This is a genomic window from Kitasatospora sp. NPDC058218, assembly GCF_042882445.1.
Classification (GTDB): domain Bacteria; phylum Actinomycetota; class Actinomycetes; order Streptomycetales; family Streptomycetaceae; genus Kitasatospora.
On record NZ_JBHVWC010000028.1, the window covers coordinates 1 to 3,230 of the forward strand.

3 protein-coding genes are annotated in these 3,230 nt (G+C 72.1%); all 3 read left to right on the forward strand.

Annotated elements, in window-relative coordinates:
* The first annotated feature begins 151 nt into the window (after nt 1–151).
* Complete coding sequence (locus ACFVYI_RS19125; RefSeq protein WP_387886885.1) at nt 152–760, forward strand: hypothetical protein; 609 nt, start codon at nt 152–154, stop codon at nt 758–760.
* A 262-nt stretch (nt 761–1,022) separates the two neighbouring features.
* On the forward strand, nt 1,023–1,568 hold the full coding sequence (locus tag ACFVYI_RS19130; protein ID WP_387886887.1) for a hypothetical protein: 546 nt from the start codon (nt 1,023–1,025) through the stop codon (nt 1,566–1,568).
* A 505-nt stretch (nt 1,569–2,073) separates the two neighbouring features.
* Nucleotides 2,074–3,230: chitinase (locus ACFVYI_RS19135; protein WP_387886890.1), on the forward strand; the 1,157-nt coding region annotated here is incomplete at its 3' end.

The window sequence follows — 3,230 nt, forward strand, 5'->3', positions numbered from 1 at the left end:
CTCTGGTGGTCGTCGGCCGCTTCCGATGTGTCTTCGCGCGCGGGAGCGCAGTTCGTCCCCCCGCTGGTGTCCTAGGCCCCGATCGACGCCCCCGCCGCTTCGCCGCCAGGGGATCTTCCCTTGAGCGGCGCGAACATGACAGTGTGGCGGAATGCGCACTCGTCTCCTCGCCGCCACCCTCACGGCGTTCGCCGCGGTGAGCCTCGCTGCCTGTTCGTCCGGCTCGGGTTCGAGCGGCACCGCGGCCGGCTCCCCCACCACACCGCCCGCCGCCACCACGTCCGCGCCGGGCACCCCCACCCCCGGCGCCACCGGCGGTACCACCGGCGCGCCGACCACGGCGGCCGCCCCGGCCGCCCCGACCACGCCCGCCGTGCCCCCCGCGGGCAGCCCCGACGGGCCCGCGTCGGGATCGGCCTCGCCCGGCGCACCCGACGCCCCCGACACCCCGGCGCCGCCCAAGCCCGCGCCGCCGGCCGACGCGGGCCTGCCCGCCAAGCCCGGCTCGGACGACACCGTCCGGCTGGTCGCCGCGCTCGACGCGATCGACCCGGCGATCGTCGGCGGCAAGCCCGACCAGGCCGTCGACCGCGCCCGCAACCAGTGCCAGTCGATGTACCAGTTCCCCAAGGACCGGGCCAAGTTGGTCGAGCTGGCCAACCAGCGCTTCACCGCCCCCGACCACCCGCAGGGATTCGGCACCGAGAAGGCCGAGAAGATCCTCGACGCCCTGCGCGCCACCCTCTGCCCGCCGGCCTGACGCCCCCTCGCCCCCGCGGCCGGGCAGGGTCGCCCCGAGCAGCCCGGTGTCCTGAGCACCGGGCCGCCGTGGTCGCGCGCAACGACCGGCGCGCGGCCACGGCACCCTGCGCGCACAGCGCCGCGCGGTCGGCCGGGCCGCCCGCACCGCAGCAGCACGCACCGAACTGCCGTGCGAGGCGCAGACAGAGCGGTGTAACGTCGTCACCAGGTGAGCCGGGAAGACTGGTCGGCATGATGCTGACGCCTGCCCAGGGAGAGCCGTGACCACCGAGCCGAACGCCACCACCGAGTCCGTCCGGGACCGCCTCGGCCCGCTGGTCCGGGTCGACGGCCGGTGGACCCTCGGCGATCACGAGGGCCGGGCCCATCTCACCTTCGAACGCGAGGGCCTGGTGCACCGCGTCGCGGGCCGGGAGCCGCACCCGGTGGCGTGGGAGCGACTGATGGAGCTGGGTGTGGCGGTCACCGTCGACCGGTTCTCCAGCTCGAAGTTCGGCGGCCTGCTGAGCAAGGCCCCCGGCATCACCACCCACGGATCCTGCCTGCGGGCCATGGTCCGGCACCCCTACGACATCTGGCCGGCGGAGTTCAGCCACCACCGCGGGTTCTACTCCGCCCGCGAGATCGCGCTCCTGCAGTCGCTGCTCGGTGTCGTCGTCGACCGGAAGCGGGCGGAGCTGCTCGGTGACGACGCCTGGCTGACCGCCGCCGTCCGCCGGCTGGCGGAGCACCACTACGCCTTCAAGTGGCGCAGCGCGGACGATGTCGTCGTGATCGTCGACGAGCTGCTCGCGCAGGCCTCCTGACACCTGCTCGGCTGCGGACACGCCGAGCCGGCCCTGTGGGCGGGGGTCCACCCGCTCGGGCGAACGGCCACCCTTCCTCGCGAATTCATCGGACCCCTGACGCCCGGGCGGCATCGCCCGTCACCGGCGGATGGTGCGCCCGGCGACCGCCCGATCCCTCCGCTGACGAACTGTTAGGAGCCTTGACAGACGAGTGGTCTAGTCCAACCATAAGCATGTCGATCCGACCGGGATGCACTGTGGGGGTGTGACCACCGGCGGCTGAGGCATTGCCCTGCCCTGCCCTGCCCTGCTCCGCACCGCCCCCGACCCGCACGGCGTACGCGTGCCCACGCAGCGTCGTCCGCCCGTTCCGCGTGTCCACGGGGTTCCGCACGCCCGCATGCCGCACGCCCCCACCACGTCCCGCAGTTCACCGCTCCGCAGCTTGCCACCTGCGCAGTTCCGTCGCGCAGCCCCAGCACTTCACCAACGTCCTGCCCCACCACGTCTGTTGGAGAAACTCATGCGTCTACGCAGAACGATCCAGGCGGCCCTGACCGCCTGTGTCACGCTGGCCGCGTCGGCCGGCCTGGTCGCCGTCGGGACGGCCTCGGCCGAGGCCGCCACCCCGCTGCCGACCCGGGTGTTCGCCCCGTACTTCGAGGCCTGGACGGGCCAGAGCCCGGCCGCGCTGGCCGCCCAGTCCGGTGCCAAGCACCTCACGATGGCGTTCCTGCAGGCCGCCACCAAGGGCTCGTGCACCCCCTACTGGAACGGCGACAGCTCGATGCCGGTCTCGCAGGCCACCTTCGGTGCGGACATCGCCACCATCCGGGCCAACGGCGGCGACGTGATCCCGTCGTTCGGCGGCTACACCGCCGACAACACCGGCACCGAACTCGCCGACAGCTGCACCGATGTCAACCAGATCGCGGCCGCCTTCGAGAACGTCATCACCACGTACGACATCAGCCGGATCGACCTGGACATCGAGGACAACTCGCTGACCAACACGGCCGGCATCGACCGCCGCAACAAGGCGATCAAGCTGGTGCAGGACTGGGCCGCCGCCAACGGCCGCTCGATCCAGTTCTCGTACACGCTGCCGACCACGACGAGCGGCCTGGCCTCCAGCGGGCTGGCGGTGTTGAAGAACGCCGTCACCAACAACGCCCGGATCGACGTCGTCAACCTGATGACCTTCGACTACTACGACAACGCCGCGCACGACATGGCCGCCGACACCCAGACCGCCGCGACCGGCCTCTACAACCAGCTGGCCAAGCTCTACCCCACCAAGACCCCCGCACAGCTGTGGGGTTCCATCGGCATCACCGAGATGGTCGGCATCGACGACTTCGGCCCGGCCGAGACCTTCACCGTGGCCAACGCGACCACGGTGTACAACTGGGCGGTCTCGAAGGGCATCAACACGCTCTCCTTCTGGGCGCTCCAGCGTGACAACGGCGGCTGCCCGGGCACCGGCGGCCGGGACGACTGCTCCGGGATCAGCCAGGGCACCTGGGACTTCAGCCACATCTTCTCCCAGTACACCGGCAACACCCCGGTGGGCAACGACTTCTCGGTCGCGGTGAACCCGAACTCCGGCACCGTGGCCGCCGGTTCATCCACCAGCGCGACGATCTCCACCGCCGTCACGGCCGGGTCCGCGCAGAGCGT

Excerpts from the sequence above, each read along its gene's own strand:
- ACFVYI_RS19125 (WP_387886885.1), top strand. The coding sequence starts at position 152 with ATGCGCACTCGTCTCCTCGCCGCCACCCTCACGGCGTTCGCCGCGGTG.